Origin of the sequence: Bradyrhizobium septentrionale, from assembly GCF_011516645.4 — a bacterium.
GTDB classification, from domain to species: Bacteria; Pseudomonadota; Alphaproteobacteria; order Rhizobiales; family Xanthobacteraceae; genus Bradyrhizobium; species Bradyrhizobium septentrionale.
Window position 1 is genome coordinate 3,022,346 of the sequence record NZ_CP088285.1, and the last position, 25,325, is coordinate 3,047,670.

22 protein-coding genes are annotated in these 25,325 nt (G+C 65.8%); 9 read left to right on the forward strand and 13 right to left on the reverse strand.

Annotated elements, in window-relative coordinates; all coding sequences use genetic code 11:
- Window positions 1-52: 52 nt before the first annotated feature.
- Complete coding sequence (locus HAP48_RS16120; protein WP_224496482.1) at window positions 53-1,117, reverse strand: LysR family transcriptional regulator; 1,065 nt, start codon at window positions 1,115-1,117, stop codon at window positions 53-55.
- Between HAP48_RS16120 and HAP48_RS16125 the strand changes: the two genes are divergently transcribed.
- Together HAP48_RS16125 and HAP48_RS16130 are read left to right on the forward strand one after the other, a co-directional pair.
- Window positions 1,077-1,991, forward strand: a complete 915-nt coding sequence (locus HAP48_RS16125) for a hypothetical protein (protein ID WP_210292850.1) — start codon at window positions 1,077-1,079, stop codon at window positions 1,989-1,991. The two genes, HAP48_RS16120 and HAP48_RS16125, sit on opposite strands and share 41 nt — an antisense overlap.
- Complete coding sequence (locus HAP48_RS16130) at window positions 1,988-3,001, forward strand: DUF2891 domain-containing protein (protein WP_166212746.1); 1,014 nt, start codon at window positions 1,988-1,990, stop codon at window positions 2,999-3,001. The genes HAP48_RS16125 and HAP48_RS16130 overlap by 4 nt, the downstream gene beginning before the upstream one ends.
- Window positions 3,002-3,015: 14 nt before the next feature.
- On the opposite strand, the gene HAP48_RS16135 is transcribed toward HAP48_RS16130, so the two are convergent.
- The 8 genes from HAP48_RS16135 to ubiE form a co-directional block, all read right to left on the reverse strand.
- On the reverse strand, window positions 3,016-3,738 hold the full coding sequence (locus tag HAP48_RS16135) for a nucleotidyltransferase family protein (RefSeq protein ID WP_166212744.1): 723 nt from the start codon (window positions 3,736-3,738) through the stop codon (window positions 3,016-3,018).
- Window positions 3,739-3,853: 115 nt separating this feature from the next.
- Complete coding sequence (locus tag HAP48_RS16140; RefSeq protein ID WP_029082463.1) at window positions 3,854-4,174, reverse strand: PilZ domain-containing protein; 321 nt, start codon at window positions 4,172-4,174, stop codon at window positions 3,854-3,856.
- Window positions 4,175-4,261: 87 nt separating this feature from the next.
- Window positions 4,262-5,785 (reverse strand): tRNA (adenosine(37)-N6)-threonylcarbamoyltransferase complex ATPase subunit type 1 TsaE, encoded by a 1,524-nt coding sequence (gene tsaE / locus HAP48_RS16145; protein ID WP_166212742.1) that lies wholly within the window; start codon window positions 5,783-5,785, stop codon window positions 4,262-4,264.
- Complete coding sequence (locus HAP48_RS16150; RefSeq protein WP_166212740.1) at window positions 5,782-8,292, reverse strand: sensor histidine kinase; 2,511 nt, start codon at window positions 8,290-8,292, stop codon at window positions 5,782-5,784. The genes tsaE and HAP48_RS16150 overlap by 4 nt, the downstream gene beginning before the upstream one ends.
- Before the next feature lie 328 nt (window positions 8,293-8,620).
- Window positions 8,621-9,079, reverse strand: coding sequence for a dUTP diphosphatase (dut, locus tag HAP48_RS16155; RefSeq protein ID WP_166212737.1), 459 nt, complete (start codon window positions 9,077-9,079; stop codon window positions 8,621-8,623).
- Window positions 9,076-10,500, reverse strand: a complete 1,425-nt coding sequence (coaBC, locus tag HAP48_RS16160; RefSeq protein WP_166212735.1) for a bifunctional phosphopantothenoylcysteine decarboxylase/phosphopantothenate--cysteine ligase CoaBC — start codon at window positions 10,498-10,500, stop codon at window positions 9,076-9,078. The genes dut and coaBC overlap by 4 nt, the downstream gene beginning before the upstream one ends.
- A 102-nt stretch (window positions 10,501-10,602) precedes the next feature.
- Complete coding sequence (gene ubiB, locus HAP48_RS16165) at window positions 10,603-12,177, reverse strand: 2-polyprenylphenol 6-hydroxylase (protein WP_166212733.1); 1,575 nt, start codon at window positions 12,175-12,177, stop codon at window positions 10,603-10,605.
- Complete coding sequence (ubiE, locus tag HAP48_RS16170; RefSeq protein ID WP_166212731.1) at window positions 12,174-12,935, reverse strand: bifunctional demethylmenaquinone methyltransferase/2-methoxy-6-polyprenyl-1,4-benzoquinol methylase UbiE; 762 nt, start codon at window positions 12,933-12,935, stop codon at window positions 12,174-12,176. Before ubiE ends, ubiB begins: the two co-directional genes overlap by 4 nt.
- Window positions 12,936-13,099: 164 nt before the next feature.
- Here ubiE and mutM point away from each other — a divergent pair, with 164 nt between their 5' ends.
- Both mutM and ggt read left to right on the forward strand, forming a co-directional pair.
- Complete coding sequence (gene mutM, locus HAP48_RS16175) at window positions 13,100-13,981, forward strand: bifunctional DNA-formamidopyrimidine glycosylase/DNA-(apurinic or apyrimidinic site) lyase (protein WP_166212729.1); 882 nt, start codon at window positions 13,100-13,102, stop codon at window positions 13,979-13,981.
- 20 nt (window positions 13,982-14,001) lie between these two features.
- Window positions 14,002-15,681 (forward strand): gamma-glutamyltransferase, encoded by a 1,680-nt coding sequence (gene ggt / locus HAP48_RS16180; RefSeq protein WP_166212727.1) that lies wholly within the window; start codon window positions 14,002-14,004, stop codon window positions 15,679-15,681.
- 243 nt (window positions 15,682-15,924) lie between these two features.
- On the opposite strand, the gene HAP48_RS16185 is transcribed toward ggt, so the two are convergent.
- A complete protein-coding gene (locus HAP48_RS16185) occupies window positions 15,925-17,298 on the reverse strand; it encodes a serine protease (protein WP_166212725.1) in 1,374 nt (457 codons plus the stop codon).
- A gap of 111 nt (window positions 17,299-17,409) precedes the next feature.
- Between HAP48_RS16185 and HAP48_RS16190 the strand changes: the two genes are divergently transcribed.
- Complete coding sequence (locus HAP48_RS16190) at window positions 17,410-18,210, forward strand: HesA/MoeB/ThiF family protein (protein WP_166212723.1); 801 nt, start codon at window positions 17,410-17,412, stop codon at window positions 18,208-18,210.
- A 2-nt stretch (window positions 18,211-18,212) separates the two neighbouring features.
- Here the strand turns inward: HAP48_RS16190 and HAP48_RS16195 are convergent, their stop codons facing one another.
- On the reverse strand, window positions 18,213-19,214 hold the full coding sequence (locus HAP48_RS16195; protein ID WP_166212721.1) for an aldo/keto reductase: 1,002 nt from the start codon (window positions 19,212-19,214) through the stop codon (window positions 18,213-18,215).
- A gap of 120 nt (window positions 19,215-19,334) precedes the next feature.
- On the opposite strand from HAP48_RS16195, the gene HAP48_RS16200 reads away from it, so the two are divergent.
- On the forward strand, window positions 19,335-20,246 hold the full coding sequence (locus tag HAP48_RS16200) for a LysR family transcriptional regulator (RefSeq protein WP_166212719.1): 912 nt from the start codon (window positions 19,335-19,337) through the stop codon (window positions 20,244-20,246).
- 451 nt (window positions 20,247-20,697) lie between these two features.
- On the opposite strand, the gene HAP48_RS16205 is transcribed toward HAP48_RS16200, so the two are convergent.
- The gene (locus HAP48_RS16205) at window positions 20,698-21,702 is read right to left on the reverse strand and encodes a 2-hydroxyacid dehydrogenase (protein WP_166212717.1); all 1,005 of its coding nucleotides are present in this window, start codon (window positions 21,700-21,702) and stop codon (window positions 20,698-20,700) included.
- Between the two features lie 337 nt (window positions 21,703-22,039).
- Here HAP48_RS16205 and HAP48_RS16210 point away from each other — a divergent pair, with 337 nt between their 5' ends.
- The gene (locus HAP48_RS16210) at window positions 22,040-22,567 is read left to right on the forward strand and encodes an SH3 domain-containing protein (RefSeq protein WP_175612422.1); all 528 of its coding nucleotides are present in this window, start codon (window positions 22,040-22,042) and stop codon (window positions 22,565-22,567) included.
- A gap of 147 nt (window positions 22,568-22,714) precedes the next feature.
- Here the strand turns inward: HAP48_RS16210 and irrA are convergent, their stop codons facing one another.
- Entirely contained in the window at window positions 22,715-23,206 is a 492-nt protein-coding gene (irrA, locus tag HAP48_RS16215) for an iron response transcriptional regulator IrrA (protein WP_166212713.1), read from the reverse strand.
- 330 nt (window positions 23,207-23,536) lie between these two features.
- Here irrA and fabA point away from each other — a divergent pair, with 330 nt between their 5' ends.
- Both fabA and fabB read left to right on the forward strand, forming a co-directional pair.
- Window positions 23,537-24,058 (forward strand): bifunctional 3-hydroxydecanoyl-ACP dehydratase/trans-2-decenoyl-ACP isomerase, encoded by a 522-nt coding sequence (gene fabA / locus HAP48_RS16220; protein WP_166212710.1) that lies wholly within the window; start codon window positions 23,537-23,539, stop codon window positions 24,056-24,058.
- Between the two features lie 43 nt (window positions 24,059-24,101).
- Window positions 24,102-25,325, forward strand: coding sequence for a beta-ketoacyl-ACP synthase I (gene fabB / locus HAP48_RS16225; RefSeq protein WP_166212708.1), 1,224 nt, complete (start codon window positions 24,102-24,104; stop codon window positions 25,323-25,325).

The following is a 25,325-nucleotide window of genomic DNA, read 5'->3' on the forward strand; positions in this document are numbered from 1 at the left end:
TATAGGGAGGGGCGGCCGTCGTTAGCCACCCCTGTGGATCAACCGTCACCGCTCAATAGCGCAGCCGGCTGCTGCTGCGGTCGACGGCATCCAGGAACCAGCGTAGCGCCGGATCCTGGGCGGCGCGGCTGGTATGGATGAGGTCGATTGCGAAGGCAGGGACGTCGATCGGCGGTGCGACAACAGCAACATCGGCGAGATCCGTGAAGCGCCGGGCGACGCGCTCGGACATCGTGGCGATGAGATCGGTGCCTGCCACGGCGAAGGGAACGGCCACCACATGCGCAAGCGTCACCGCCACCCGCCGCTTCAAGCCGCGGCGCGCCAGCAGCGCGTCGATCACGCTCGGCAGGCCATCGCCGCCCACCGCGGAGAACAGCGCGTGCGGCAGGGTCGCATAATCGTCCAGGCTCAGGTGCTCCGATCGGCCCGCGCGGACCGCGTCGCGGATGCAGACGAAGCGCTCCTCGAACAGCCGGTGCCGGATGCAGCGCGGCGAGTCCGGCAGGTGGCCGCCGATCAGCGCATCGAGTTCGCCGCGCTCCAGCTTCGCCAAGGCAGCCGTCGCGTCGGTCAGCGGGCGCACGGCGAGGTCGGTGTGAGGTGCTTCCAAGCGCAGCAAACGCGTCAGTTCCGGCACCACAACGAGATCGCCATAGTCGGTTGCGGCGATGGTGATGCGCCGTCGCGCGGTGGACGGATCGAAGGCCTGATCGGGTGCCAGCGCGCTCCTGACCTGCCGCAGCGCCTCGCCGATCGGCCCGGCCAGCGCCAGTGCCTTTTCTGTCGGCTGCATGCCCGCGCCGGCGCGCAGGAACAGTTCGTCCGCAAACAGCGTCCGCAGCCGCCGCAACGCGCTGCTCATTGACGGCTGGGCCAGCCCGATGCGCTCGGCCGCGCGGGTGACGTGGCGCTCCTCCATCAAGGCTTCGAAGGCGACCAGCAGGTTGAGATCGATAGCAGCTAAATTCATGAAAACAATAATGCTCATAGTAATAATCGATTTCAACAATGATTTGCCCAGGCCTATGGTCGCCGCGGACATGGCGATGAGGTGAAAGGATTTGGAGCGATCATTGGCGAAACTCGTGCCGCGCGGGCCGACATTGCTGATCATCGGTGTCCTGGCCGGGCTGGTTTTCCCTGCCTTGGCGGCGGGCGTGCGCCCGCTGATGGCGATGGCGATCTTCGTCCTGGTGCTCGGCACCTTCCTCCAGGTCGATGGCGCGGCGTTCCGGCGCGCGCTGCGGCGCCCGCTGGTCTGGCTGCTGTTGCCGGCGCTCGCGATGCTGGCCTGTCCGCTTGCGGTCGGTTTCGCGGCGCGCGGCGCCGGACTTCGGCCGGAGCTGATCGTTGCGCTGGTGCTGTCGGTGTGCGCGCCACCGTCGAGCGGCACGGCGGCAGTCGCACGCATGCTCGGCCTCGACGCGACCGTTCCGCTTGCGGTGACGCTGCTGTCGATGGCGCTGGCACCGGTCACGGTGCCGTTGATTGCGGCGGGATTTGCGGATCTCGCGCTCGATCCGCTGGCGCTAGCCACACGATTGGCGCTGCTGGTCGGTGGCGCCGGCGCGCTGGCGCTGCTGCTTCGCCATCGGGCCGGCGCGCAATTGGAGCAGCATGTGGGCGTCATCGACGCGCTCGTGCTCGCCTCGCTGTTGCTATTTGCGGTTGCCACCATGGCCGGGATGCGTGCGCAGATCGAGGCGCAGCCGCTCGCCGCGGCTACCTGTGTCGGCCTTGCCTTCGGCTGCAATCTCGCCCTGCAAGCGCTTGGCGCGCTGCTCACGCCGGGCAATCTGGCCGCGCGGCTGACCAGCGGTCTCGTTCTCGGCAACCGCAATGTCGGACTGGTCTGGTCGGCGATGGGCGCGGCGGTGTCGCCGATGACGGCACTGTTTTTCGCGGCCACACAGTTTCCGATCTATATGACGCCGCGCCTGATCGAGATGCTTGTCCGGCGCGAGCGAAAGGAGAATGCCTCACCATGAGCGAGACGATCCTGACCGAACACCTCGCCGTTCGATTCGCCCGCATCGCGCTCGGCCATGTCGGCCGCGAATATCCGAACAAGCCGGATCATGTGCTGGCCGGGGCGCAGGACGCGCGCACGCCGCGCGAACTGCATCCGGTGTTCTTCGGCAGCTATGACTGGCATTCCTGCGTCCACAGCTACTGGATGCTCGCGCGGCTGTTGCGGCGATATCCGGCATTCGAAGCCGCGGATGATATCCGCGCTCTGTTCGACGCGCAGTTCGTTGCCGAGAAGATCGCGGCCGAATGCGCCTATCTCGCGGCTCCGACCGCGCGCGGCTTCAAGCGGCCCTATGGCTGGGGCTGGCTGTTGAAACTCGCGGCGGAGCTCTCATCGCTCGACGACATCAGCTGGCGCGAGCGGACTGCGCCGCTGGCCGAGATCTTCGCACAGCGCTTTCGCGATTTCCTGCCGCTCTCGACGTATCCGGTGCGGGTCGGCACGCACTTCAACACCGCCTTCGGGCTTCGCATGGCTGCCGACTACGCCGCGGCGAGGCACGACGATGCGTTCGGCGCGCTGTTACGCCACACCGCGCTGCGCTGGTACGGCGCCGATCAGGATTGCCCCGCCTGGGGCGAGCCGAGCGGCGACGACTTCCAGTCGTCTGCGCTGATCGAAGCCGAATGCATGCGCCGGCTGCTCTCGCCCGGCGACTTCCTGCCCTGGTTCGACCGCTTCCTGCCGCGACTTCTCCAACACGAGCCGGCAACCCTGTTCCGGCCCGCCACGGTCACCGATCGGACCGACGGCAAGCTTGCGCATCTCGACGGGCTCAATCTCAGCCGCGCATGGTGTTGGCGGGCTCTGGCCGGCGCATTGCCGGAGGCCGACGCTCGTCGTCCGATCCTGCAGGATGCTGCGCGGCGCCATCTCGACGCCGGCCTGCCGCATATCGCCGGCGACTATATGGGCGAACATTGGCTGGCGAGTTTTGCGGTGCTGGCCATCGACGCTGAAGGCTGACGGCAGCGAACGGCTTACGCGACGCTTTCCAGGAAAGCTTCTTCCGCGGCCAGGATCGCGTCGGGGGTCCCGACATGCATCCAGACGCCGTCGAGGCGCAGGCCGAACAGCCGTTCCTGCTCGTTGACACGGTCGAACACCTTGGTCAGCGAGAACTCGCCGGCCGGGGCGTCGGCGAACAGCGAAGGCGACATGATGGCGGCGCCGGCATAGACGAATGGCACCACCTGGTGCTCCCGCCGCTTGCGCAGCGCGCCGTCCGGCAACATCGAATAGTCGCCGCGGCCGCTATAGCCGATGCTCGAGGCGGTCGGCGCCATCAGCAGCAGGATATCCATCCGCGCCGGATCGAAGGCTTCCGCCAGCCGCGCCAGGTTGGAGCGCACGCCGTCGATCCACATCGTGTCGGCATTGAGATGGAAGAACGGCGCATCGCCGAGCAGCGGCAGCGCCTTCACGACCGCGCCGCCGGTGCCGAGCACCTCGTCGCGCTCATCGGAGATGATCACGCGCGGGCGGCTGCGGGTCTTGACGTGCTCGATGATCTGGTCGGGCAGATAATGCACGTTCACGACGGCTTCGCTGACGCCGGCGCCGGCGAGCTTGTCGAGCACATGGTCGAGCAGCGGCTGGCCGGCGACGCTCACCAGCGGCTTCGGCATCGTGTTGGTCAGCGGGCGCATGCGCACGCCGAGGCCCGCAGCGAGCACCATGGCCTTGTGGGGGGTGACGGGCATCTTCCGTATATTCTCGGTCATCATCTCTCGGCGCCGATCATATCACGGCGATTCGGCAAGCACATCGATCAGACGCCATAGTCACCGGACATGACGGCCGTAAGACGGCAACAACCTAGACGTCAGCAGCCTGTGCACCGCGTCTGGCAGTTTTCTTCTTCTTGTCGCCTTGTTTGAGGAAGTTGACGCCGATCTGGTCGCCGTTGACCCATGCCAGCTCGCAGCGGCGATAGGCCAATCCTGTGGACGACAGCAGCAGAAAAAACTCCTTCAGGTTCAGGCCCTCGACCGAGCCCTCGACGGTGAGCTTGGCGCCCGTCTCGGACACGTCTTCCATGGTGCAGTCGCGACGCCAGGTGCCGTCAATGCCCATCATGTGCGCGGCGATGCCGCGCTCAAACGTGACACGATCGCCCCTGCGTCGTTCCGTCGCCATCGTGTGGTCCCGCTCCCGATCCGGCCGCGCCATTGATGAGGTGCGGCCTCGGCAACCTTAGGGGACCTGAGGCTAATAACCCGTAAACTACGGTACTGGGGGAGGGACGTTGGCCGTGTACCAGATGCGGAAGCTGGTCAGCGCGGGGTGGGCCAGCGACCTTTCGAGATAGGTCCAGATCCGCGGCTGGTGCTTGAGATATTGCGGCTTGCCGTCGCGGCGGTTGAGCCGCGCAAAGGTGCCGAGCAGGCGGGTGTTCCGCTGCGCGGACATGATCGCATAGAGCTCGGCAAAGGCGGCCGGATCGAAGTTTTCGTCGGTCGCGCGCCGCGCCTTGATGTAGCGGGTCAGCAGCGACAGTTCGAGCTGTTCGGGCACGTCGATTCGCGCATCCTGCAGCAGCGACACCACGTCATAGGCCGCCGGGCCAAGCAGCGCGTCCTGGAAGTCGATGATTCCGACGCGCAGGATGCCGGTGCGCTCGGCAAGCCAGATGATGTTCGGCGAATGGAAGTCGCGGATCACCCAGGTCTGCGGTGCCGCGGCGGGCTTCTCCAGCAGTCCCCGCCACATCCCGAGAAAATCGGCGCGGAGCTCCTCGCTTGGCTGCACGCCGCGGTCGGGCAGGTACCATTCCAGCATCAGCCCGATCTCGATGAGCCAGGCGTCGATATCGAACACCGGGATGTCGTAGCTTTCGTCCGATGTCAGCGGCAGCGTGTCGGGCAGCACCTCGCGATGCAGCGCCGCCAGCATGTCGACGGCGGCCTCGTAGCGCTCGGTGATCGGCTGTGGCGGGTCGCCCTCGATCACGCCTTCGGCGCCGAGATCCTCGGTGATGAGGAAGCCGGTTTCGAGGTCGGTATGCCGGATCGCGGGCGCGGAGAAGCCATGCTTGCGCAGGCCGTTTCCGATCGCGACGAACGGCCGGACGTCTTCGGCGAGATGCACCGCCGCGCTGTACGGCCGGCCGTTGTAGATCGCCGGGCCGTCGGGGCGGCGCGGCGAGTTCATCAGGATTACGGTGCCGTCGTCGGTGCGCAGCCGCGCATAGGAGCGCGTCGAGGCATCGCCCGGCATGCGTTCGCGCCGGGCATTGAGGAAGCCCGCGCGATCGAGGAACTGGCGCAGCTCGTTGAGCCGCGCGACCTTTGCCGCGCCCTTGCCATGGCCGGTGATCTCGGCCGCGCGTGCCGCCGATCCGAGCGCCGGGCGGTGCGTGAATGCAATGTCGATGCGATCCGCGGGCATCGCGCCGGGCGCGCGTTCCGGCCACTCGATCAGCGCTACGATGTCGTCGGGCAGCGGCGCCAGCCCGATCTCCTCGAGTTCGCTTGGGTCGTTGATGCGGTAGAGGTCGGCATGCACCAGCGGAAACGACGGCAGCTCGTAGCTCTGTGCCAGCGTGAAGGTCGGGCTCGGCACTTCCAGCGTGTCGTCGGTGGCGAGGTAGCGGATCAGCGCGCGGGCGGCCGCGGTCTTGCCGGCGCCGAGGTCGCCCGACAGCGTGACGACGTCGCCGGCACCGATCAGGAGCGCGAGATCGGCCATCAGGTCCGCTGTCGCGGTTTCGTTCGCGAGCGCCACGGAGAATGTCGAGGTCGCCGTCATTCTGCGGCGTTGCGATGGGCGGTCTGGTCGATCGGGAAGTCGCAGGTCACGGTCGTGCCGCGGCCTACGGTCGAATCGACCCGCACCCGTCCGCCATGCAGTTCGACGAAGGAGCGCACCAGCGACAGGCCGAGCCCGGCGCCGCGATGCCGCGAGCCGTGGGAATGGCTCTCGAACCAGTTGAACACCTTGTCGCGCATCTCGGCGGGAATGCCGGGACCGGCATCGGTCACCGCAAACACCACGCTGTGCTCGGTGCGGTGCGCGCTGATCGTGACGGTGGCGTCATGCGGCGAGAAGCCGACCGCGTTGGCGAGCAGATTGTAGAGCACCTGCACCACGCGCCGCTCGTCGCCGACGAAGGCGCCGATGTCGGGCGCGATATCGACCTTCAGCGTGATGCGGTCGGTCGCCAGCCGATCCTGGATGCCTTCGGCGGCGGCCTCGATCGTTTGGCCGATATTGACCGGACCGAGCTCTAGCTTCATCGCGCCGGCGTCGATGGTGGCGAGATCGAGGATGTTGTTGGTCAGCGCCAGCAGCGCGTTGGTCGATTTGGTGACGTAGTCGAGATATTCGGCCTGCTTCGGCGTCAGCGGCCCGGTCGAGGGATCGCTGAGGAAATGCGCGAAGCCGATGATGGTGGTGAGCGGCGCGCGCAGCTCGTAGGAGACGTGGTGGACGAAATCCACCTTCATCTGGTCGGCGGTTTCCAGCGCCTCGTTGCGCTCGCGCAGCGCCCGCTCGACATTCTCGGTGTCGGTGATGTCCTGGAAGGCGAGCAAGGTCTTGCCGTCGGGCAGCGGGATGGTCATGCAATTCAGCACGCTGCCGTCCTTGCGCTCCAGCTTCAGCGCGACCTGGGCGCGGTTCTCGATCGCGGTGATCTGCTCGCGCAGCGTCCGCCAGGTCAGGGCATCGTCGAACAGCGGCCTGCACAATGCTTCCACCGCCTCGATATGCGGCTCGCCCTGCAGCGCATCGGCCGGCAGCTTCCACATCTTGGCGAACGGCGGGTTGAACAGCTCGGCGCGGCCGTTGCTGCCGAACACCGCGACCGCTTCGCCGAGATTGTCGAGGGTTTCGCGCTGCACCCGCGTCAGGCGGTCATAGCGGCGCGCGAGGTCGAGGCTCTCGGTGACGTTGTCGAACAGATAGGTGACGCCGCCCTCGAGGTTCGGCGTGGTGACGACGCTGATGGCGCGGCCGTCAGGCAGGAACCAGGTGTAGGTCTCGGATTCGACCGCGCGATAGGCCTCGTGCAGCTTGGCCTTCCAGGCACGGAAATCCGGTTGCTCCGGCAGCTTGCGGTTGGCGCGCAGCCGGTCCAGCACACTGGAATCGTCGGGATTGCTGTCGAGGAAGGCCTGGTCGAGGCCCCACAGCCGGCGGTAGGACTCGTTGTAGAAGGTGAGCCGCCGGTCGGCATCGAACACCGCGACGCCCGAGGACAATTGGTCGAGGGTACGCCGGTGTGCTTCGACCATCCGCGCGATCGCCGCGCGCAGCGCCGCGGCCTCGCTGGCGTCGATCGCGATCCCGGCGCTGCCGCCGGAGAGTTTCAGCGCCTGCACGTCGTAGATCCGCCGCTCGCCGCTGACCACGATCGGCAGCCGTGCGGTATAATTGGCATTGTCGTTCAGCGCGCGGGTCAATTCGGTGCGCTGGTCGCTTTCGAGCAGCTCGAGATTGCGTTGCAGCGCATCGGACACGCTCTTGCCCTCGGTGGCACGGACATAGGCTGCGTTGGCATAGCGCAGATTGCCCTCGAGGCTCTTGGCCCAGATCGGCCACGGCGCGGCGGCGGCGAAATCGCGCAGCAGCTCGGTCTCCTCCTGCAGCGTCTTGTAGCGCAGGTTGGATTCGGCGAGATCGCGGCGCAGGCCGCCGAGCTCGCGGATCCGCACAATGGCCTGGCCGCCGATCGCGCGACCCATCGCCTCGATGGCGCGGCCGGCCGATGTCGAGAGGTTGAGCAGGAACGCCTCGCCCTTTTCGCGCAGCGCGTCGACCGCGTGATCCATCTGCAGCGCCGGCTCGGGCGGCAGCCAGGTTCCGAAGGCGAGGACGCGCTGCGGCGAGCCTTCCTGCGACATCACCAGCGAGGTATCGCCTGAGATCTGCGGCCGGTTGTCGCCCGCGGCCCACGAGATCAGGACCTGCGGCTCGACGAACAGCAGCGCGCGCAGCCGGTCCGACTGCGCCTGCAGGTCCGAAATCTCGGACTGCAGCTGCTCCTCGTTCCTCGTCGCGCGCAGGCGGGTGCGCATCAAAAGGATCGCGGCGACGGCGGAAAAGCCGACCAGCGCAAACGACGTCGCGAGGACCGCGACCTCCTGATGATTGAAGCCGAAATGATCCGACATCGCCTGGGCCACCAGGCTCTCGGCGGCAAACGACGTGCGGGCCGGCAGCAGTGCGGTGATGGCGAGCCCAAGCAGGCCGTCGCGCGCCAGTGAGGTGCATGACAGCAGGGTTCGACGCATTGCCGCGACTACGCCCGACATATGTTGCCCCAGAACGCACAAACCCCAGGCATGATCCGGAAAAGAGGAGACCGGTGTTCCCTCACGGCAAACGTATAACGTTCGTCCGGGGATCATGCCCAAGCAGGACCCAGATAGCCCGACGAAGACCCCCGTCGTGCTCGAATCAAACCAGAATAGTCCCAACGGGACTCGGCGAGTAAGAGTCCAGACCGTGAACGCAGAATCCGCTGTGAAAAAATGCACACGGGCGGTGTGGATTTTACGCGAATTGACTCCGTATTCGCGCGGGGGCTCGCGCGAGCAGCGTGATCTTTCGGAGTAGTCCGCACACTTCTCCGGTCGTCTTCTAGCGTCCGGTCGAGCCGAAGCCGCCGCTGCCGCGTTCGGTTGACGACAGCACGTCAACCGGAACCAGTTCGGCCCGGGTGACCGGCGCGATTACCATTTGCGCGATGCGCTCGCCGCGCCGGATCGAAAACGGCTCGTGGCCGTGATTGATCAGGAGCACGTTGATCTCGCCGCGATAGTCGGCGTCGATCGTGCCGGGCGAGTTCAGCACGGTGATACCGTATTTGGCGGCCAGGCCGGAGCGCGGCCGCACCTGCGCCTCGTAGCCCGGCGGCAGCGCGATCGTCAGCCCGGTCGGAACCATCTCGTAGCGTCCCGGCAGCAGAATCAGCGGCGCCGACCGCGGCACCGCGGCCAGCAGGTCGAGCCCGGCGGCCTCGCTGGTCTGATAGATCGGCAGCAGAAGATCTGCGCCATGCGGCAATTGGTGGACTTCAATCTTGATGGTGGCGCTCACGATGCGGTTCCTACGGCTCTTGCGATGCGCGACACCAGCGCGGTCGCGACTTCCTCCTTGGTCATGACAGGCCAGGAGTCGACGGTGACGTCCTTGCCCTCGCGCGAGAGCAAATGAACGGTATTGCGGTCGCCGCCCATCACGCCGGTCGCCGGCGAGACGTCGTTGGCGACGATCCAGTCGCAGCCCTTGCGCGCGAACTTCGCCTTGGCGTTCTCGATCAGATGCTCGGTCTCGGCGGCAAAGCCGATCACCAGCGGCGGCCGCTTTTCCTTCAGCTTCGAAATCGTCGCGAGGATGTCGGGGTTCTCGACCAGCTGCAGCGGCGGCATGCCGGCCGAGGTCTTTTTCAGTTTCTGGCTGCCTTCGTTGGCGACCCGCCAGTCGGCGACCGCGGCGGCGAAGATCGCGACGTCGACCGGCAACGCCGCCTCGACCCGGTGCAGCATGTCGCGCGCGGACTCCACCCGCATGACAGAGATGCCTTGCGGATCGCCGAGATCGACCGGGCCGGTCACCAGCACGACCTCGGCGCCGGCGGCGCGGGCGGCGGCGGCGATGGCAAAGCCCTGCTTGCCGGACGAACGGTTGGCGATGTAGCGGACCGGATCGATCGCCTCATGGGTCGGGCCGGCCGTGATCAGCACACGCTTGCCGGCGAGCGGGCGCGGCTGCGGCGGCCGCAGCATGCGGTCGGCGGCGGCGGCGATCTCGGTCGGCTCGGCCATCCGCCCGACGCCGGCCTCGCCCGCCTCCGCCATCTCGCCGGCATTGGGGCCGACGGTATGGACGCCGTCGCGGCGGAGCTGAAGCACATTGCGGCGGGTGGCCGGGTTGTTCCACATCAGCGGATTCATCGCCGGCGCCAGCAGGATCGGCCGGTTGGCCGCGAGAAGCGTGGCGGTGGCGAGATCGTCGGCATGGCCTTGGGCCATCTTGGCCATCAGATCTGCGGTCGCCGGCGCCACCACGATCAGATCGCAATCCCGCGCCAGGCGGATATGGCCGGCGTCGAACTCGCTCTCGGCGTCGAACAGGTCGGTGTAGACGCGCTCATGCGACAGCGCGCTGGCGGCGAGCGGGGTGACGAATTGCTGGGCCGCCTTGGTCAGCACGCAGCGGACCTGGATGTGCCGATCCTTGAGCCGCCGGATCAGATCCAGCGCCTTGTAGGCCGCAATCCCGCCGCCGATGATCAGGGTGACACGGGGCTCGCCGGCTGCGCTGGCGGCGCGTGGAACAGGGGCTGTGACTGTCGTGGAACCCGCGCCGGGCGTCTGTACGGGCTCCGTGCCGCCTTCCGCGAGCTCGCGGAGGATGACCCGGATTTCCTCCTCGACCGAGCGGCCGTTTTTGGCAGAGCGCAGCCGCAGATAGGCCTTCAGCGCGTCGTCGAGTTTGCGGATGGTCAGGCTGGCCATGGCATGCCCTCAGGCATGATCCGGAAAAGTGTGCAGCGGTTTTCCGAAGAGATCATGCTCAAACAATGATAGCGATGCTATCACATGATGCATGCATTGCAATCAATGCCCGCGGATGGCGAAGAAGATTCCGATCAGGGCGACGGCAATGACCCAAAGGCTGACGGTCTGCAGCCGCGCCTTGCGGGCCTCGGCGCGGGCCATTTCGTCGATCGTATCCGACGACAGCATGTGGCCCTCCCGCGTCATGGTCTCCAGCTGCTCGAGCACGGTCATGGCGCGGTTGGCGATGGTCGGCAGGTTGGCGACGATGCGGCCGAGCTCGCCCGCGCCGGATATCGCACCCTGGATGCGTCCGGCCGGGCCGAGATTGTGCGTGATCCATTCGCGCACCACGGGATCGGCGACCTTCCAGATGTCGAGCTTCGGGTCGAACCCGCGCGCCACGCCCTCGACCACCACCATGGTCTTCTGCAGCAGGATCAGCTCGGGCCGCGTCTGCATGTCGAACAGGCCGGTGACCTCGAGCAGAAGCGTCAGCAGCTTCGCCATCGAGATTTCCTCGGCGGTGCGATTGTGGATCGGCTCGCCGATGGCGCGGATGGCTTGCGCGAAATTCTCCACCGAATGGTGGCTCGGCACATAGCCGGCCTCGAAATGCACCTCGGCGACGCGGCGATAGTCGCGGGTGATGAAGCCGAGCAGGATTTCGGCAAGGAAGCGCCGCTCCTTCAGCCCGAGTCGCCCCATGATGCCGAAATCGACCGCGACCAGCCGGCCGGCCTCGTCGAGGAACAGATTGCCCGGATGCATGTCGGCATGGAAGAAGCCGTCGCGCAGCGCGTGACGCAGAAAGCTCTGAATCACCTTGCGGCCGAGATCGGGCAGATCGACCTCGGCCTGCTTCAGCCGGGCGTGATCGTTCAGCGCGATGCCGTCGATCCACTCCATCGTCAGCACGCTGTGCGCGGTGCGATCCCAATCTACCGAGGGCACGCGGAAATCCGGATCGTCGCGCGTGTTCTCGGCCATCTCGGACAACGCGGCCGCCTCGAGCCGCAGGTCCATCTCCATCGCGACCGAGCGCGACATCGTGTTGATGACCTCGATCAGCCGCAAGCGCCGCGCCTCGGCGGAATGCGCCTCGGCCTTGTGCGCGACAAAGAAGAAGTCGCTGAGGTCGCGGCGGAAGCGCGCGGCGACGTTGGGCCGGAGCACCTTGACCGCCACCTGGTGGCGCACACCGTCGCGCTCGACCTCGGCGCGATGCACCTGTGCGATCGAGGCGGCGGCAACCGCCGGACCGAGCTGGACAAAGGCCTGCGACACCGGCCGTTCCAGCGATTGGGCAAGCACCGCTTCGGCCTCTTCCTGCGCGAAGGGCGGTAGCCGGTCCTGCAGGCTTTCGAGATCGCGCGCCATCGCGACGCCGACCACGTCGGGCCGGGTGGCGAGGAATTGCCCGAGCTTCAGATAGGCCGGTCCGAGCCGCGTCAGCGCGCGCGACAGCCGCGGGCCGGATTTGGCGCCGGAACGTTCGATCAGCCGCGCCAGCTTCAGCGCGAGCTGTCCGGGCGGCGGCACCAGTGACGGATCGACGACGCCGAACACGCCTTCGCGCGCAAACACGAAACCGGCGCGGGCGAGGCGCGCAATGTGGGTCAGTGCAGAGATCACAAACGCCAGCCCGAATGCAGCGCCACGATGCCGCCGGAGAGGCTCTGCCACTTCACGCGGGCAAAGCCGGCGGCGCCGATCATTTCGGCGAACGCGTTCGGCCGCGGGAATTTGCGGATCGACTCGACGAGATATTGATAGGACTCGGCGTCACCGGTGACGGCGCGGCCGAGCGGCGGGATCACCTTGAAGGAGAACAGATCGTAGATCTTGTCGAGGCCGGGCACGTCGACGGTGGAGAATTCCAGGCACAGGAAGCGGCTGCCGGGCTTGAGCACCCGATAGGCCTCGCGCAGCGCGAGGTCGATCTGCGGCACGTTGCGGATGCCGAATGCGATGGTGTAGGCGTCGAACGCGCGGTCGCCGAAGCCCAGCGTCTCCGCATTGCCCTCGACGAACGACACGCGGTCGTCGAGATGCTGCTTGGTGGCGCGCTCGCGGCCGACGGCGAGCATGTCGGTATTGATGTCGCAGACCGTGGCATGGAAGCCAGAGCCTGCGGTCTTGGCGGCGCGGAACGCGATGTCGCCGGTGCCGCCGGCGACGTCGAGCAGCGCGAACGGCCGGTCGCCCTTCGGCGGATCGAGCGCCGTGATCATGACGTCCTTCCAGGCCCGGTGCAGGCCTACCGACATCAGGTCGTTCATCAGGTCGTAGCGCTGTGCCACGCTGTGAAACACGTCGTTCACCAGCGTCTGCTTCTCGCCCAGGGGCACGTCCCTGAAGCCGAAATGCGTGGTTTGATTCGGCCGATCCATCAACTCATACTCTTGCCATTTTGGGTCGCGTTTTCTTCACGCGAACCGGTACCCATCCCGCATCAAGTGCGGGACAGGCTTCGCTCAAAAACGCTCCTGGCTCAACCATAGCGCGGCGGCCGCAATGGCGCTATCACGTCACTTCCAAAAGGTGAATGCCTGCCATGCCGGAATTACCCGAAGTCGAGACCGTCCGCCGCGGCCTGCAGCCGGCCATGGAGGGGTCCCGGATCCTCAAAGCCGAGGCCCGCCGCAAGGATTTGCGGTTTCCGTTTCAAAAAGACTTTATCGCCCGGCTCGAAGGCCAGACCGTCACCGGGCTCGGCCGCCGTGCCAAATATTTGATGGCGGACCTCACGTCAGGCGACGTGCTGCTGATGCATCTGGGCATGTCGGGCTCGTTCCGCGTCTTGAAGGAAGAGGGCACGGCGACGCCAGGGCAATTCCACCATCCGCGCAGCGAGGATCGCGCGCACGATCATGTCGTGTTCCATATGTCGTCGGGCGCGGCTGTCATCTTCAACGATCCGCGTCGCTTCGGCTATATGAAGATCATCGCCCGCAACGCGATCGAGGATGAGCCGCTGCTGAAGGGGCTCGGGCCCGAGCCGCTCGGCAATGAATTCGACGCGGCGATGCTGGCGCACTCCTGCCACAACAAGAAGACCAGCCTGAAGGCGGCGCTGCTCGATCAGCGCGTGGTGGCGGGACTCGGCAACATCTATGTCTGCGAGGCGCTGTTTCGCTCGCATCTCTCGCCGCGGCGATTGGCCGCGACGCTCGCAACCAAGAAGGCCGAGCCGACCGATCACGCCAAACGGTTGGTCGGCGCCATCCATTCGGTGCTCAACCAGGCGATCAAGGCCGGCGGCTCCTCGATCAGCGACCATCGCTTGACCAACGGCGATCTCGGCTATTTCCAGCATTCCTTCCAGGTCTACGACCGCGAAGGCGAGACATGCCGCACCTCGGGCTGCGCGGGCATCGTCAGGCGATTCACCCAGAACGGCCGTTCGACGTTCTGGTGCCCGAAGTGTCAAAAATAACAACAATGGGAGTGCGGATCATGGGCAGCAACTGGCGCGATCGCGCCGCGACGAGTTTTCAATGTCAGAAGCAGCCGGCCATAGGCAGCCGCGGCATGGTGGTGAGCAATCATCCACTGGCGTCGAGCGCGGGGGCCGAGATGCTCGCGGCCGGCGGCAATGCGATCGATGCGGCGATTGCCACGCTGTTCACGCTGACGGTGGTCGAGCCGATGATGGTCGGCATCATCGGCGGCGGCATGGCGCATATTCGTCTCGCCGACGGCAGCCATCGCTTCATCGACGGCCAGAGCACGGTGCCGCAGGCGGTGCGGCCGGATACCTACACCTCGAAGCCCGGTTCGGCACATGACGTGTTCGACACCGTCGGCAATGAGAATTTGAACGGACCGAAGGCGGTCGCAGTGCCGGGCTCACTGAAGGCGTGGTGCGAAACGCTGCGCCGCTTCGGCACCATGAGCCTTGCCGACGTGATGCAGCCCGCGATCAAGCATGCCGAACGCGGCTATGCGGCGACGCCTTATCTGCACGAATGCATCACCGACGGCGCCGTGGAGATGCTGAAGGACAAGCCGATAGCGGCGATCTATCTGCCTGATGGCACGCCGCTGAAGCCGGGCGAGCGCGTGGTGCAGGCGGAATATGCCGAGACGCTGAAATACATCGCCGACCACGGCGATAACGCGCTCTACCAGGGGCCGCTCGGCGACATCCTGGTCGACTACATGAAGAAGCACGGCGGCTTCATCGCGCAGGAGGATCTCGCGGCGTATAAAACCGTCGAGCGGCAGCCGATCCGCTGCGACTACCGCGGCTGGGAAATCCTTGGGCCGCCGCCGCCCGCGGCGTCCGGCGTGCACATCACGCAGATGCTCAACATCCTCGAAGGCTACGACATCGCAGGCCTCGGCTTCGGCACGACCGAGACCATCCATTATCTCGCCGAGGTGCTGAAGATCGCCTTTGCCGATCGCGCGGCCGCCAGCGGCGATCCCGCCTATATCAACGTCCCGGTGGAGCGGCTGACCTCGAAGGCCTATGCCGCGGAGCGCCGCCGCGCAATCGATTCCGACCGCGCGCAGGCCTGGAGCGCCGGTGTCACGCAGCTCGAAAGCGCACACACCACGCACATGACCGCGGCCGATGCGATGGGCAATGTGGTCGCGACCACCCAGACCATCAACAATCTGTTCGGCGCCAAGATCCTGATCCCGGGCCTCGGCACCGTGCCGAACAACTACATGAACCTGTTCGATCCGCGGCCGGGGCATGCGCTGTCACTCGCCGCGGGCAAGCGCGTCACCACCTCGATGTCGCCGATGATGGTGCTACGCGACCGCAAGCTCGCTTACGCACTCGGCCTGCCCGGCGGCAAGCGCATCTTCCCGAGCGCGATGCAGGCGCTGATCAACCTGATCGACCACGGCATGAGCCTGCAGGAAGCGGTCGAGGCGCCGCGGGTCTGGACCGAAGGCAATGCGCTGGAGGTCGAGCGAGCGGTGCCGGAGACCGTCCGCGCCGCGCTGTCAGCGAAAGGCCACAGGGTGCAGGTGGTGCCGACGGTGGCCGGCGGCATGAACGCGATCCAGTTCCACGCTGACGGCACCATGTCGGGCGCGGCCTGCTGGCGCGCCGATGGCACCCCGGTCGGCATTGCCGGCGGCCTCGCTCGCCCAGGGGTGCGGTTCGCGCTGGAGTGAGGGATTCTCGTGCCCCGGACGCAGCGCAGCACGAAGTGGTGCGCTGCTGAGCCGGGGCCCAATTCTAGAGCGTTTTCGAGCGAAGTGGGTACCGGTTCGCGTAAAGAAAACGCGTCAAAATAAGAATCTAGAGCCCCGTTCCGATTTCGGAACGGAGAAGGCTCTGGACGCGTCATTTGCGAAATGGGTCCCGGCTCTGCGGAGCAGCGTTGCACGCTGCACCGCGTCCGGGACACGCGAGCCCTACTTCCTGACGCAGATCACGCGGACGACGGCGGCCTTGGCGTCCGCCGATTCGCCCGACGCGTTGACGCCGTGCGACTTCAGGAAGTTGCGCACCGTATCGGCCGGCACCAATGCTGCCTGCGCCGGCGGCGCCGCGTTCGCCGGGCCCGCGACGATGACGGACTTCAGCACAGCGATGCCGGCAAACCTGCCGCCGCCGTCGAGCGCCGCCGCGCCGGAGAACCCGAGCGCGGGCGGCGGTGACAGCGCGGCATCGCCGCCGCCGAGCTGCGCGACGGAGGCCTTGACGCTGCTCGCGGCCGCGCCGCCGCCCTGGCTCTGCGGATCGGCGATGCCGGTGATGTCGAGGGCAGTCTGCGTCGCCTGGCCTGCGATGTTGAGCGGCTTCAGCCCGCGCGCGCCATAGATGCGCAGCAATGCGAGATCATGATCCTTGTCCTCGGCGACCCGATCGGCATTGCCGAAGCCCGGGATCGTCAGCGCGATGCAGTCGTCGGTGGCCACGCGGTCGGTGACAACAGCGCCGTCGTCGCTGACCACGACGCCGGTGCCATACTCCACGGTCTTGCGCGGCGGCGGGCCGGCCTGCACGCCCGACGGAAATGCGTTGAAGGCGCTCGACATCGCGATCACCACCGGCTCGACGGTGGCTTGCGTCGCCTGGTCATAGAGGATGGTGAGGATGCGGACCTCGTCGCCCTTGAAGGTGCCGCGCAGGTAGAACTTCTTCAGCCCCTGCATGCCCGACAGGACGAAGAAGTCCGGCTTCACCACGGTGTAGTCGATGGTGCGGCCGGCCGGCTCCTTCTTTTCCAGTTCGGCAAGCTTGGCGGTGGTTGGGCTTGCTTCCTTGCGCCGCGTCAGCACCACCTGGACGGTGCCGGTCGGCGAGGTCCATTTGGCGCCGGAGGCGTCGCTGGTGAGCTGCGGCACCAGCTTGGTGGGAATGCCGAGCCGCGCGCCGGTGGCGGGCTCGGTGACGATCCTCCAGCCGACGCCCTCCTGCTTCCGCCGCGCGGTGTCGGCGAGCGCGCCGCGCTCCTGCGGGTTCAGCACGCCGGTCGGCTTGCCGCCGCTTTTCTTTTGGAATTCCTTGATCGCATTGACCATGCGCTCACTGACGTCGCCTGATATCGCGCCGTTATATTCGCCGACCCAGGCGAGGTCGGATTGCAGCGCCAGCCGCTCGGCCTGCGCCATCGCATTCGCAGTGTCTTCTGGCTTTTGCAGCCCCGGACGCACCGGCACGGTGGCGACGGTCTTCGGCTTCGTCCCGGCGGTCGAAGGCGGTGTCATCTGGGCCCGCGCGGTACCCACGCCTGCGACCATCATGGCCGCGACCATCAATGTTGCCGAAAGCACCGATCTCATGACAAATCCGCCGGGAATGACCGAAACCATTGACGTCCACGCAATTAAGCACATCTGCTTGGTCGGCAACAACCGCGCTCCGGTTCAGGGTACAGCGCGCAGGAAGTCATCATGCTGAGTGCCGACGAACTCGAACGCTATGCCCGCCACATCGTGCTCCGCGAGGTGGGCGGCCCCGGGCAGAATGCGCTGAAGCAGGCGTCCGTGCTGGTGATCGGCGCCGGCGGTCTCGGCGCGCCGGTGCTGATGTATCTCGCTGCCGCCGGCGTCGGCCGGCTCGGCGTGATTGATGACGATATTGTCTCGCTCTCCAATTTGCAGCGCCAGATCATCCATGCGACGCCTGACATCGGCAAGCGCAAGGTCGACAGCGCAGCCGTGCAGATCCATGCGCTCAATCCGCATGTGAAATTCGAGGCCCATCCGGTGCGGCTCACCGCCGACAATGCGATGGCTCTGATCGGAAATTACGACCTCGTGCTCGACGGCTCCGATAATTTCGAGACCCGCTATCTCGTTGCCGATGCCTGCTTCCTCGCCAAGCGGCCGCTGATCACGGCGGCACTTGGGCAGTTCGACGGCTCGCTGACCACGATCCGCGCGCACGAGAAGAATGCGCAAGGCGTGTTCAACCCGACCTATCGCTGCCTGTTTCCAGAGCCGCCGCCGCCGGGCACGGTGCCGGCCTGCGCCGAAGCCGGCGTGATGGGCGCGCTCGCCGGCGTGATGGGATCGATGATGGCGCTGGAGGCGATCCGCGAGATCGTCGGCTTCGGCGAGGGCCTGGTTGGCCGCCTCCTGATGGTGGATGCGCGCGCCATGCGGTTCGAAACCCTGCGCTATGGGCGCGATCCGCAGAACCCGCTCAACGGTGATGCGCCTGGCATCGCCGATCTGAGCGGGCATCGCTGAGGTCAGGACGCGCGCTTCTCGCTGTCCATGTGCTTCAGATGCTCCTCTGGATAGCGTCCGCCGGCGGCCGCTCCGGGCGGGAATGCGTCCGCCAGCGCGGCGAGATGGGCCGCGGTCAGCGTCACATCGAGCGCGCCGAGCGCTTCGCTCAACCGTTCGCGCCGCCGCGCGCCGACCAGCGGCACGATGTCGTTGCCCTGCGCCGCAACCCAGGCAATCGCGACTTGCGCCGGCGAGGCGCCGATCTCGGCAGCAATGACGCGCAGCCGGTCCGCGAGTGCGAGGTTCGTGTCGATATTGCCGGCCTGGAAGCGCGGGCTCAGCAAGCGGAAATCTTTCGCGCCCGACCGGTCCTTCGACCAGTGCCCGCTGATCAGCCCGCGCGCCAGCACGCCGTAAGCTGATATGCCGATGGCGAGCTCGCGGCAGGTGTTCAGGATGTCGCTCTCGATGCCGCGCGACACCAGCGAGTATTCGATCTGCAGATCGGCGATCGGATGCACCTTGTGGGCGCGGCGGATGGTGTCGGAGCCAACCTCTGATAGCCCGATATGCCTGATCCAGCCGGCCTTGATCATGTCGGCCATCGCGCCGATCGTGTCCTCGATCGGCACGTTGGGATCGAGCCGCGCCGGGCGGTAGATGTCGATATGATCGACGCCGAGCCGCTGCAGCGAATAGGCGGCGAAATTCTTCACCGCAGCGGGACGGCTGTCGTAGCCGAGGAAGCCGTAGTTGCGATCGCGCAGCGCGCCGAACTTGACGCTGATCTGCAGATTGTCACGGCTGCGGCTCTCCAGGGCCTCGCCTATCAGCATCTCGTTATGGCCCATGCCGTAGAAGTCGCCGGTGTCGAGCAGCGTGATGCCGGCGTCGAGCGCGGCATGGATGGTCGCGATGCTCTCGCTGCGGTCGGTGGGGCCGTAGAAGTCGGACATGCCCATGCAGCCGAGCCCGATCGGCGAGACGGTGGGGCCGGTAGAACCGAGTTTGCGTGTGTCCATGGCGGAGCTCCCTAGACAGCGCGGCGGGTGATCCGCCGCCAATGCCGCGGCTGATATGGGCCGGCCCGTGTCTGCCGATAAGCTGGACAATCCCGAATAGCTTGTTCACTATATCGAACAATGCAGGATTTCGACCTTCGAGACCTCGATGCCTTCGTGGCGGTGGCGCGCACGCGCAACTTCCGGCGCGCTGCGCTCGAGCAGCGCGTCTCGGTTTCGAGCCTCAGCCAGCGCCTGCGCGACATGGAGGAGCGGCTCGGCGTCCGCCTGATGAACCGCACCACGCGGAGCGTCGCGCTGACCGAAGCCGGCGAGCTGCTGCTTGCCCGCGTCGCGCCGGCGATGGTCAATGTCGCCGACGCGATCACAGAGGTGCGCGGCCTGCGCGCCGAGCCGTCGGGGCGGCTGCGCATCAACGCGCCGCCGCCCGCGGTCGATCTGGTGCTGGCGCCGATGATTGCGCCCTTCCTCGCCAGATATCCGCAAATCGATCTCGATATCGTCGCCGAGAGTGCGTTCGTCGACATCGTCGCGCAGGGCTTTGATGCCGGCGTGCGCTATGGCGAGCATCTGGCGCAGGACATGGTGGCGGTCCCGCTCGGTGCGCAACAGCGCTACGCGGTCGTGGCCTCCAGCGACTATGTCGCGAAGCATGGCCGGCCGATGCATCCGAAAGATCTGCTGAAGCACGCCTGCATCCGCACCCGCTTCGGCAGCGGCGCGATCTTCGATTGGGAGTTCGAGAAGAACGGCCGCGTGGTCAAGGTCTCGCCGCCGGCCAGGCTGATCGCGACCTATCTCGGCCTCGCGCTACGCGCAGTTCATGACGGCGTCGGTTACTGGGCGACGTTCGAGGGCTATGTCCACTACGGCGTCAAATCCGGCGCGCTGGTCAGCGTGCTCGACGACTGGTGCCCGCCGTTTGACGGACCGTTTCTTTATTATCCGAGCCGACGCCAGCCGCCGCCGGCGCTCGCCGCGTTCGTGTCGTTCGTCGCCGACTGGCGCAAGCAGGCGCGGCGGAAGAAATAGGACGGGCCCTCACCACATCGTCGTCCCGGCCTAGTGCGCAATTGCGCACGGGAGCCGGGACCCATAACCGCAGCGGAAGTTGGGAGCGGGACTCGTCGTTCCAGCACTGTGAAACAATGACTATCGGTGGTTATAGGTCCCGGCCTGCGCCGGGACGACAGCGAGTGTTGGTTTCAAGTTGCCTGGTCGAGCGCTGGCCGCACCGGCTACTTTGCATGGGGTTGTTTTCGATATTTTGGCAGCTCGCCCCTCGTCCGGGCTACGGATTCTCTCTTCTCCTTCCCCCTGAAAGGGGAAAGGTCGGGATGGGGGTCAGCCGCAGGCGACGCTGCAAGCCGAGAGAGCAGATTCCCACCCGCTTTGCTCTGGCGAGCAAAGCGACCTCCCCTTTTCAAGGGGAGGTTGGAGCTGCGTGGCTTGGATGGAGCGCGGCGTAGTCCCGGTTACGAAATCACAGCATGCTCGGCAGCACGCGATCCGGCGGCTTGTGGGCGTCGAGGAAGGTTCGGATGTTGATGATCACCTTCTCGCCCATCTCGACGCGGCCTTCGATGGTGGCCGAGCCCATGTGCGGCAGCAGCGTCACCTTGCCGGCCCGGGCGAGCCGCACCAGCTTCGGATTCACCGCGGGTTCGTGCTCATAGACGTCAAGGCCCGCGCCGCCGACATCGCCGGCTTCGATCAGCTTGATCAGCGTGTCCTCGTCGATCACTTCGCCGCGCGCGGTGTTGACGATGTAGGCCTCTTTCCGGATCAGCTTGAGCCGCCGCGCCGAGAGCAGATGGAAGGTGGCCGGCGTGTGCGGGCAGTTCACCGAGATGATGTCCATCCGCGCCAGCATCTGGTCGAGGCTTTCCCAATAGGTTGCCCCGAGCTCTTCGGCGATCATGGGCGCCACCGGGCGGCGGTTGTGATAGTGGATCTGCAGGCCGAACGCGCGGGCGCGGCGCGCCACCGCCTGGCCGATGCGGCCCATGCCGATGATGCCGAGCCTCTTGCCGCCGATGCGGTGGCCGAGCATCCAGGTCGGCGACCAGCCGGCCCAATGCTGCTTGCCTTCGGTCAGGATCGAGGCGCCCTCGATCAGGCGCCGCGGCACCGCAAGGATCAGCGCCATGGTCATGTCGGCGGTGTCCTCGGTCAGCACCTTCGGAGTGTTGGTCACCGTGATACCGCGCGCATGCGCCGCCGTGACGTCGATATTGTCGACGCCGTTGCCGAAATTGGCGATCAGCTTCAGCTTGCAGTCGGGCTGATTGATCACGTCCTCGCGGATCATGTCGGTCACGGTCGGCACCAGCACGTCGGCGGTCCTTGCCGCCTCGGCGATCTGTTCCGGCGTCATCGGCGTGTCGTCGAGATTCAATCTGGCGTCGAACAGCTCGCGCATCCGGGTCTCGATCGAGTCCGGCAGCTTGCGGGTGACGACGACGAGAGGCTTTTTCTTCACCGACATGTCCTGCTTTCATGAGGCGCGCGGCTTGTCAAAAAACAAACCGTTGAGGCCTCATTAACCCGGTTGTTCGACACTGCTGATAGCCGCGCTGTCCCGGCGTTTCCTTCGCGTTTCCTAGGGTTCCCCGTTACTTACCCCGGCTTTCGTCAGGGGAAATTCGGGTGTTCTGGCTCTTAAGGCCTTCCGTTCTCTCTAGCAGAAGGCCGGGCCAAGACAAGAACCCCTCGGACGTGGGGTGCGGGAGCGAACGGCGCAGGGGGCCCGGGTTTTTGGGCGTTTGTATCGGTTGCAACTCGCCGAATGCGGGTTGGGCATCTCGGCAGGAGACGAGTTGATGGTGGCGTTCTGGCGTTTCGGTTCGTTGGTGGCGCTGGTCGGCAGCATCCTGAGTGCGTCGGTCATGCCCGGACATTCCGCCAAGGATACCAACCCGACCACCAGCGGATTGCCGATCCCGCGCTATGTCAGCCTGAAATCCGATCATGTGAACGTCAGGGCCGGCCCGACCAAGGACAATGACGTCGCCTGGGTCTACACGCGGTCGGGACTGCCGGTCGAAATCACCGCCGAGTTCGAGAACTGGCGCCGGGTCCGCGATTCCGAGGGCGCCGAAGGCTGGGTGTACCACTCCCTGCTGTCCGGCCGCCGCACCGCTGTCGTCACGATGAAGAAGAAGGACGATTTGGCCTCGCTGTACGATCGCCCCGACGCCACCAGTGCGATTGCGGCCCGCCTGCAGGCCGGCGTCGTCGCGCAGGTCAGGAAATGCGCCAACAACTGGTGCCGGGTCACCGGCAACGGGTTCGACGGCTGGATCGAGCAGCAGCGCCTCTGGGGCGTCTATGCCGATGAGAAGGTGGACTGACGCAAAAATATGCGTCATCGCCGGGCTTAGCCGTCCAAAGGACGGCGTCGCTTCCGCTCGCCTATGACCCGGCGATCCATCAAAAGAAGGATTTTAGCTGAGAACGATGGATGCGCGGGTCAAGCCCGCGCATGACGAGCGCTGGGATCAGCGCTTCTTGCGCAGGCGCACGACCATGTCGACGCGGGAAATCTCGAAGCCTTCCGGCACGTCCGGCATCTTGGTGAGCATCAGATTCGGGTCGGGAATGTCGACCAGCTCGTGATTGTGCTCGAGATAGAAGTGGTGGTGCGTCGACACGTTGGTGTCAAAATAGGTCTTGGTGCCGTCGACGCTGACCTGGCGCAGCAGGCCGGCATCGGTGAGCTGGTTGAGCGTGTTGTAGACGGTCGCCAGCGACACCGGAACCTTGGCCAGCGTGGCTTCCTCGTACAGCATTTCAGCGGTCAGGTGGCGGGCACCCTTGCCGAACAGCAGCCAGCCCAGCGCCATGCGCTGCCGCGTCGGCCGGAGACCGGCAGACTGCAGCATCTCGTTGACGTCATGCCACGGGCAGCCGGTCAGGGCAGGGTGATGCCCAGCGCCCCGCGCGGCCGGGAGCACGGCGTCATCGTTCACAGCCGGTACTTCTTCGTTCATATCCACTCTATGCACCCAACTCAGGCAATATTCCTCATAAATATAAAAAGGATGGCTATCAGATGCAAGTTTTTCGCAACTAGAACGAGTCCAAGCTGCGGTAGAAACCGAAGGAGAAGCGGTAATTTATCATCGGAATGCCGCTTTGCCGCCCAGTTAGCCCTATGTTAGAGAGCGCGCGGACCACATATGCGCTTTCGGCAGAGATAACAGGCCGGAAGCGTGCCCAGGTAGCGCCAAGATACGGGACAGGATATTTCCGGTTCCCGTCGGTAGATCAAGGTCCGGCCAGGCAAAAGCGCTTCATCGGGACATGAGAGGTGGAAGAGGATGCTGGATCGGCGCGGCGGTTACGAATACGAGGATTTGCTGGCTTGCGGGCGGGGCGAGCTTTTCGGTCCCGGCAACGCCCAGTTGCCGCTGCCGCCGATGCTGATGTTCGACCGCATCAGCGACATCTCGCAAACCGGCGGCGAGTACGGCAAGGGGTTGGTGCGCGCCGAGCTCGAAGTGAAGCCGGATCTCTGGTTCTTCGGTTGCCATTTTAAGAACGATCCGGTGATGCCGGGCTGCCTCGGTCTCGATGCCATGTGGCAAATGGTCGGCTTTTACCTCGGCTGGATCGGTGGCGAAGGTCGTGGCCGCGCGCTCGGCCTCGGCGAGCTGAAGTTCTCCGGACAGGTGCTGCCGCAAGCGCGCAAGGTTGTGTACAACATCGACATCAAGCGCGTGATGCGGTCAAAGCTCGTGCTTGGAATTGCCGACGGGTGGCTTTCCATGGACGACGAGATTATCTATCGCGCCAAGGACTTGAAGGTCGGGTTGTTCAAGCAGGGCACGGCGCTATCTTGAGCAGGATCATCATGCGGCAACATAAAGGCAGGGCGAGGCGAACATGAGGCGGGTTGTCATCACGGGGATGGGGATTGTCTCATCCATCGGTAACAACACCCAGGAAGTGCTTGCGAGCCTCTACGAGGCAAAGTCGGGCATTTCGCGAGCGGAGAAGGCCGCGGAGCTCGGCTTCCGTTCGCAGGTGCACGGTGCGCCGACACTTAATCCCGCCGAGGTGATCGATCGCCGCGCAATGCGATTCCTTGCCGAAGGTGCGGCCTGGAATCACGTTGCGATGGAACAGGCGATCCGCGACGCCGGCCTCGAGGAGAACGAAGTCTCCAACATCCGCACCGGCATCATCATGGGATCCGGTGGGCCGTCGACGCGCACGCTGGTGGAAGCCGCCGATATCGCGCGCGCCAAGGGCCCGAAGCGCGTTGGTCCGTTTGCGGTGCCGAAGGGCATGTCCTCGACCGCGTCGGCGACGCTCGCGACCTGGTTCAAGATCAAGGGCGTGAACTACTCGATCTCCTCGGCCTGCGCGACGTCGAACCATTGCATCGGCAACGCCTATGAGACGATCCAGATCGGCAAGCAGGACATCATCTTTGCCGGCGGCTGCGAGGAACTCGACTGGACGCTGTCGGTGCTGTTCGACGCCATGGGCGCGATGTCCTCGAAATACAACGACACGCCGGCCACCGCGTCGCGTCCCTACGACATCAGCCGCGACGGTTTCGTGATCGCCGGCGGCGCCGGCGTCGTGGTGCTGGAAGAGCTCGAGCGCGCCAAGGCGCGCGGCGCGCGGATCTACGGTGAGGTCGTCGGCTACGGCGCGACCTCGGACGGTTACGACATGGTGGCGCCGTCGGGCGAGGGCGCCGAGCGCTGCATGCGCATGGCGATGTCGACGGTGGACACGCCGGTCGATTACATCAATCCGCACGCCACCTCGACGCCGGCCGGCGATCCGCCGGAGATCGAGGCGATCCGCAAGGTGTTCGGCAGCGGCGACAAGTGCCCGCCGATCTCGGCGACCAAGGCGCTGACCGGGCACTCGCTCGGTGCCACCGGCGTGCAGGAGGCGATCTATTCGCTGCTGATGCTGAACAACGGCTTCATCTGCGAAAGCGCCCACATCACCGAGCTCGATCCGGTGTTTGCCGACATGCCGATCGTGCGCAAGCGCATCGACAACGCCAAGCTCACGACCGTGCTGTCGAATTCGTTCGGCTTCGGCGGCACCAACGCCACGCTGGTGTTCAGGCGGCTTGATGCGTGA

Bases quoted from the DNA above. Each gene is read 5' to 3' on its own strand.
- tsaE (WP_166212742.1), bottom strand. From the start codon at position 5,785: ATGACGGCGACCTCGACATTCTCCGTGGCGCTCGCGAACGAAACCGCG.
- ubiE (WP_166212731.1), bottom strand. From the start codon at position 12,935: ATGGATCGGCCGAATCAAACCACGCATTTCGGCTTCAGGGACGTGCCC.
- mutM (WP_166212729.1), top strand. From the start codon at position 13,100: ATGCCGGAATTACCCGAAGTCGAGACCGTCCGCCGCGGCCTGCAGCCG.
- coaBC (WP_166212735.1), bottom strand. From the start codon at position 10,500: ATGGCCAGCCTGACCATCCGCAAACTCGACGACGCGCTGAAGGCCTAT.
- HAP48_RS16190 (WP_166212723.1), top strand. From the start codon at position 17,410: ATGCTGAGTGCCGACGAACTCGAACGCTATGCCCGCCACATCGTGCTC.
- HAP48_RS16195 (WP_166212721.1), bottom strand. From the start codon at position 19,214: ATGGACACACGCAAACTCGGTTCTACCGGCCCCACCGTCTCGCCGATC.
- irrA (WP_166212713.1), bottom strand. From the start codon at position 23,206: ATGAACGAAGAAGTACCGGCTGTGAACGATGACGCCGTGCTCCCGGCC.
- ggt (WP_166212727.1), top strand. From the start codon at position 14,002: ATGGGCAGCAACTGGCGCGATCGCGCCGCGACGAGTTTTCAATGTCAG.
- HAP48_RS16130 (WP_166212746.1), top strand. From the start codon at position 1,988: ATGAGCGAGACGATCCTGACCGAACACCTCGCCGTTCGATTCGCCCGC.
- HAP48_RS16135 (WP_166212744.1), bottom strand. From the start codon at position 3,738: ATGCCCGTCACCCCCCACAAGGCCATGGTGCTCGCTGCGGGCCTCGGC.
- fabA (WP_166212710.1), top strand. From the start codon at position 23,537: ATGCTGGATCGGCGCGGCGGTTACGAATACGAGGATTTGCTGGCTTGC.
- HAP48_RS16120 (WP_224496482.1), bottom strand. From the start codon at position 1,117: ATGATCAGCAATGTCGGCCCGCGCGGCACGAGTTTCGCCAATGATCGC.
- HAP48_RS16185 (WP_166212725.1), bottom strand. From the start codon at position 17,298: ATGAGATCGGTGCTTTCGGCAACATTGATGGTCGCGGCCATGATGGTC.
- fabB (WP_166212708.1), top strand. From the start codon at position 24,102: ATGAGGCGGGTTGTCATCACGGGGATGGGGATTGTCTCATCCATCGGT.
- HAP48_RS16200 (WP_166212719.1), top strand. From the start codon at position 19,335: ATGCAGGATTTCGACCTTCGAGACCTCGATGCCTTCGTGGCGGTGGCG.
- HAP48_RS16205 (WP_166212717.1), bottom strand. From the start codon at position 21,702: ATGTCGGTGAAGAAAAAGCCTCTCGTCGTCGTCACCCGCAAGCTGCCG.
- HAP48_RS16140 (WP_029082463.1), bottom strand. From the start codon at position 4,174: ATGGCGACGGAACGACGCAGGGGCGATCGTGTCACGTTTGAGCGCGGC.
- HAP48_RS16150 (WP_166212740.1), bottom strand. From the start codon at position 8,292: ATGTCGGGCGTAGTCGCGGCAATGCGTCGAACCCTGCTGTCATGCACC.